Origin of the sequence: Pseudonocardia sp. (assembly GCF_025965585.1) — a bacterium.
GTDB lineage: Bacteria > Actinomycetota > Actinomycetes > Mycobacteriales > Pseudonocardiaceae > Pseudonocardia.
Window position 1 is genome coordinate 1 of the sequence record NZ_JAOPWR010000065.1, and the last position, 5,375, is coordinate 5,375.

4 protein-coding genes are annotated in these 5,375 nt (G+C 68.4%); 2 read left to right on the forward strand and 2 right to left on the reverse strand.

Going from position 1 to position 5,375, the window contains the following annotated elements:
• Window positions 1–282 (forward strand): CBS domain-containing protein (locus JWR81_RS04055; RefSeq protein ID WP_297646703.1); only part of this gene is annotated, 282 nt, incomplete at its 5' end.
• A gap of 232 nt (window positions 283–514) precedes the next feature.
• Here the strand turns inward: JWR81_RS04055 and JWR81_RS04060 are convergent.
• Together JWR81_RS04060 and JWR81_RS04065 are read right to left on the reverse strand one after the other, a co-directional pair.
• The gene (locus tag JWR81_RS04060) at window positions 515–1,039 is read right to left on the reverse strand and encodes a LuxR C-terminal-related transcriptional regulator (protein WP_297646704.1); all 525 of its coding nucleotides are present in this window, start codon (window positions 1,037–1,039) and stop codon (window positions 515–517) included.
• 990 nt (window positions 1,040–2,029) lie between these two features.
• Window positions 2,030–3,508: a long-chain fatty acid--CoA ligase gene (locus tag JWR81_RS04065; protein WP_297646706.1), complete on the reverse strand. Its 1,479-nt coding sequence runs from the start codon at window positions 3,506–3,508 to the stop codon at window positions 2,030–2,032.
• A 1,091-nt stretch (window positions 3,509–4,599) separates the two neighbouring features.
• Between JWR81_RS04065 and JWR81_RS04070 the strand changes: the two genes are divergently transcribed.
• On the forward strand, window positions 4,600–5,375 hold a 776-nt coding region (locus tag JWR81_RS04070), incomplete at its 3' end, for an acyl-CoA dehydrogenase family protein (RefSeq protein ID WP_297646707.1).

Sequence of the window (5,375 nt, forward strand, 5' to 3'; positions counted from 1 at the left end):
GGCGAGGTGCGCGACCGAGTTGCCCACTCAGCGCATCGCTTCGCACTCGTCACCACCGAGGGCGGGATCTTGCTCGGTCGGCTCCGCGGCAGCGCCCTCGATGACGCCGATCCCGCCGCGGCGACCGCCGAGATGATGGAACCCGGACCGTCCACACTGCGCCCGCACGAACTCGCCGCCGACGTCCGAACCCGCCTCGAGAGCAAGGGCCTGACCTACACCATCATCACCGACCCGGACGGACGCCTCCTGGGCACTTTTCATCCCGCCGATCTCATTTAGGAGCGACGCCTTGCCTGATTGTCGCCAACGTGCCGGGTCGGCTCGGTAGATGTCAGCCACGTCGTGATCCACATCCGGGAAGTTCGCCGCGTGAGTGTCCACCGCCATCCGCCAGTGATTCGGGCTATAGCGTTGTTCAGCTCGCCGTGGTTCGAGCACGCGAGCCAGGCGGAGGCGGCCGGCGGTGCGACATGACGCACCGGGCCGAAGGCTATGCGATTTTCCGGGCGCGCTAAGACTCCCGTGGTCGAAGGGTGTCCTTGTCACCGCGCACGCTCTCGACGACAACATCGGCCTCCAGCGAGCGGTGCCCGCGCGAGGAAGGCGCGAGCAGGCCGAGGTGGCGCGCCCGCTCGACGGCTTTTCCGCGGCGGTGGGCGTCGAGCTTGGTGTAGAGGTGGCGGACGTGCGTGTTGATGGTGTTCACCGACAGCGAGAGCTCGCTGGCGATCTCTTGTTGTGAGAGGTTGGTCGGCAGGTAGCGCAGGATGCGGATCTCGCTGTCTGTGAGTGGCTCCCGCAGGCGCTCTTGTGCGCTGCGCGGTGATGTCTCGCTTTCGTTCAGCAGATCGAGAATCTCGGAGACCAAGGCGGCGTGGGCGGTGCGCTGCCGGCGGTGCCGTTGGAGCAGCCCCGGTACGGGGTGCAGCAGGAACGGTAGGAGGATGCTTTCGGGTTCGGCGAGATCGAGCGCGTGCTCGAGGGCGCGCGCGGCGGCGCTGCACTCGCTGAGCGCGTCGCGTGCGATCGCCTCCAACAGGAGAGCACCTGTTCCGGCTGGCGGTCAGAGACATGCCGCGCTGCCAGAGAGGCCAGCTTCGTGGATCCAAGAGCGGAGCAGGAGGGTCTTCCCGCTCCCTGGCGGTGCCGCCAGCGCGACGATGCGCGGTGCCCGTCGGAGCCGCTCGACGAGCGGCGGACGGGTGACCAGGCCCGTCGCAAGTCCAGAGGCGGAGGCGGTGGAAGCGGGACCTGCTGCAGTCCCGGATCGCGTCATGCGCAGTCATGGTTCCACCGATTCGTGGTCATCTGTACCCCTCTCCCCTTGTTCCTTGTCCACGGACATCACGGGAATCACGTGACGCCGTCTCACCCTTTGCGACGGGATGGTGCGGCGGTGGCGTCTGGCGACGGCGGGCAGACAACCCTGTGGCACGTACGGACTGATTGGGCTCGGGTCCGGTGAGGAGACCGACGAGGTCACGGCGGAATCTGGGGCGGACCGGGACTCTGCTCGATCACGAGTCGGGGCCGGCCAGCTTCGGGTTCCCATTACATGACGTCACGCGCTGCACTCACAACCTCCCGGGCCGACTCCGCAGTACACCGCCGATTCATCCACATCACGGCCTCGGAGGCCACATGACTTGGGAGCAGGGTGACAGGGCGCCCCCGCACCACTACGAGCTCCGAGTTCGCGGCCATCTCGGAGAGACGATGCGGTTGGCGTTCCCTGACTTGGGTGCTGAGTGGCGGTCCGACGACACGGTCCTGAGGGGTGACCTTCCGGACCTGGCCGCACTGTACGGCGTGATCAGTCGGTTGGAAGAGCTCGGACTGGAGTTGCTCGAGGTCCGACAGGCGTCGGGCGGCCCGAGCTGACTATGCGTGCGTGCGCTGGGTGGTCGGCAACCGGGAGACCCGCGCCGCTGACGCCGGAGGGCGGGCACTCGGCACCGCCATCGACTGCAGATCCCGATCGGGACAAGCGCAGCCGCCCGTGACGGCGCGCACAGAAGAACTGCGCTCAGTGCGATCCCACGTCCGGGGGCACCTCGACGGCCCGGTGGAGGATCTTGCCGGTGGGCCCCATAGGTAACGACTTGACCAGCCAGACGTGCCGCGGGTACTTGTACGCGGCCACCCGCGCTTTGGCCCAATCGCGCAGCTCGTCGGCGGTCGCGGTGGCGCCTGGCTTCAGCACGACCGCGGCGCCGACCTCCTCACCGAGATCGGGGTTCGGAATCCCGATGACGGCGGCCTCGGCGACCGCCGGATGCGCATAGAGCGCCTCCTCGACCTCCCGCGGGTAGACCTTCTCGCCGCCGCGGTTGATCATCCCCTTTCTCCGGTCGACGATCGCGTAGTAGCCGTCCTCGTCCTGTTTGGCGAGGTCACCGGTGCGGAGCCACCCGTCGGGAATCGCCGTCGCCGTCTCCCCCGGCTTGCCCCAATAGCCCTTCATCACGTTCGGGCCGCGGACGGCGATCTCGCCGACCTCGCCCCGCGGCACGTCCTTGCCACTGTCGTCGACCAGGCGCGTCTCGACGCCGCGGATCGGGGTGCCGATCGACCCGCTCTTGCGCTCGGCGTGCGGGTGGTTGAACGTGACCACCGGTGAGGCCTCGGAGAGCCCGTATCCCTCCAGCACCGCGCACCCGAAGGTCTGCTCGAACGAGCGCATCACCTCGGTGGGCATCGCCGCGCCGCCCGACACGCACAGTCGCAGCGTCGTCAAGTCGAAGCGGTCGGCCTCGGGCAGGTCCAGCATCCTGGAGAACATCGTCGGGACGCCCGCGAAGACGGTGGCCCTGTCCCGCGCGATGACCGAGAGCACGGTGGCGGCGTCGAAGCGGGGGATCAGCGCGAGGCTCGCGCCGGACAGCACCGCAGCGTTGAGCCCGCAGGTCAGTCCGAAGGCGTGGAACAGCGGCAGGCAGCCCATGATCACATCGTCCGGCGTTCCCTCCAGCAGCGTCTCGGCGACGGTGCGCGCGTTGATCGAAAGGTTCGCGTGGGAGAGCTCCGCGCCCTTCGGCCGGCCGGTCGTCCCGGAGGTGTAGAGGATCACCGCGTTGTCGTCGTCCGCCCGGCCGACCGCATCCGGGAGGCCCCGAGCGGCCATCAGCGCGTCGGGCCGGACCGGGTCCACGGTCACCGCTTCGATCCCGGCCGTGGCTGCGGCCTCGGTGGCGACTACGAGTCGCGCTCCTGAATCCTCCAGGTAGTACTCGATCTCCCGCGCCTTGAGCAGCGGGTTCATCGGAACCACCGTCGCACCGGTCATCAGCGCGCCGTAGAAGGCGACGGGGAAGGAGACCACGTCCGGCAACACCAGGCCGACGCGGTCGCCGGGCGCGACGTCATGCGCCTGCAGTCCCGCCGCGACGCGCTGGGCCGCGTCCCGGAACTCGCTGTAGGCCAGGACGGAGTCGCCCATCCGCAGCGCGGTGCGGCCACCTTCCTTGGACGAGGTGTCGAGCAGGCACTGCGCCAGGTTCCCCATGGCGATCTCCCCTCCGCGTGCAGTGAACGGCGACCAGCCCTGCCGGACCTTGGCTATCGCTGTCGTGCGGGACGACGACGGATGGGCCCAGGAGCTTTCACCGGGTGCCGAGTGCCAGAACCGCGCGCCGGTGAAACCGCATCGACACCGCTGACATACACCGAATGCCCCACCCACCGGAGTCTTTACCTAGCTGCCGCGAAGCTCCGGTAGCGAAATGGCTCCGACCGAATTGTGGGTGACCGCCCTGTTGAGGATCTGCAGCCTGCCACGTTGCCCGGCCGCGAGCGCTCCGATCACGGCATGCCGAATCGTGCCGAGGCCGGCCGTCGATGTGCACACCGGAGAACATCGCCTCGACCCGCTCCGGCGGCCGAGCCAGGCTAGCACCGTCGGCGGCGTCGGCGTATCGCCCGGATGCGGTCTCTGGAGTCGTCGTCCAAGACGAGATCGGCCCCGCCACGGTCGATCCCGTGAGGGTCAACGCGGAGACCGGCGCGGGGCAGGTAACGGAGACGGTAGGCCCTGAGCGATCTTGCGTCGGTGAAGGGGAATCGGTCGTGGCCGAATCACTTCTGTCGCTACACAGTAGTGAAGGAATCTGGCTCGCCGTGGCCGGCGCGGCTCGGTGGGGGCGCCGGTGAGCAGCGTCGGAGCCGCTCGACGAGCGGCGGACGGCTGATCAGCCCTGTCGCGAGCGCGGAGGCGGAGGCGGTGGGAGCGTCCTGCAGTCACGGGTCGCGGCATGACGCGCAGTCATGGTTCCACCGAATGGTGGTCATCTGTACCTCTCGTCACCCACGGACATCACGGGAATCACGTGACGCCGTCTCACCCTTTGCGGCGGGACGGTTCGTCAGTGGCAGCTGGCGACGGCTTTGCAACTTCGCTGTTGTGCCGCGAACACCAACCGGTCCAGAAGTCTGTATCCGCGGTACGGTGGCTACCGGTATCGGCCCTCATACCGTCCTGTGTCAAGCCAGGACCGTGCAGCAGGACGCCACCACTGGCCGGCGAGGGGTCGGCACCCCGGCACCCGCCCAGCCTCCCGATCTCCATCCGGCGGGCGAGGCCGGCAGGCCCGGCGACGGGTGGTGGCGCCCTCCCTTAGGCGCGTCCTGACGACACAAGAAATCCGCACCACGGCACAAGAAATCCGCACCACAACGACCAAGAAGAGCATGGGAGAAGTGTCGACGATGAATGCGATGAAGCAGACGGCCGCCGACTCGGTGCCGGGCTCGACCACTGCGGCTACCCAGGCTGCGAATGGGAAACCGGTCGTCGAGCCGCCCGTGCTGGGTGGCCCGGAGCACACGGACTACTACCGGCTGGACGAACTGCTGACCGACGAGCAGCGAGCGCTTCGCCGGCGGGTGCGCGAGTTCATGGACCGGGAGGTCCTGCCGATCATCAATCCCTACTGGGAGCGTGCGGAGTTCCCGCACGAGCTGGTTCCCAAGCTGGCGGAGCTGGGCATCGCGGGTTTCCAGATCCCGGGTTACGGCAGCCCGGGGATGAGCAACGTGACCGCCGGGCTGGTGATCCTGGAGCTGGCGCGCGGTGACTTGAGCATCTCCACGTTCGCCGGCGTGCACTCGGCGCTGTCCATGATGTCGATCGCGCTGCTGGGCTCGGAGGAGCAGAAGCAGCGGTTCCTGCCGCCGATGGCGCGCCTGGAGAAGATCGGCGCCTTCGGCCTGACCGAACCCGCCCACGGAACCGACGTGGTCATGCTCGAGACGACCGCGCGCCAGGACGGCGGGTCCTACGTGCTCAACGGCCACAAGCGCTGGATCGGCAACGCGACCTTCGCCGACTACACGATCATCTGGGCGCGGGGCGAGGACGGGCACGTCGGCGGGTA

Excerpts from the sequence above, each read along its gene's own strand:
- JWR81_RS04065 (WP_297646706.1), bottom strand. The coding sequence starts at position 3,508 with ATGGGGAACCTGGCGCAGTGCCTGCTCGACACCTCGTCCAAGGAAGGT.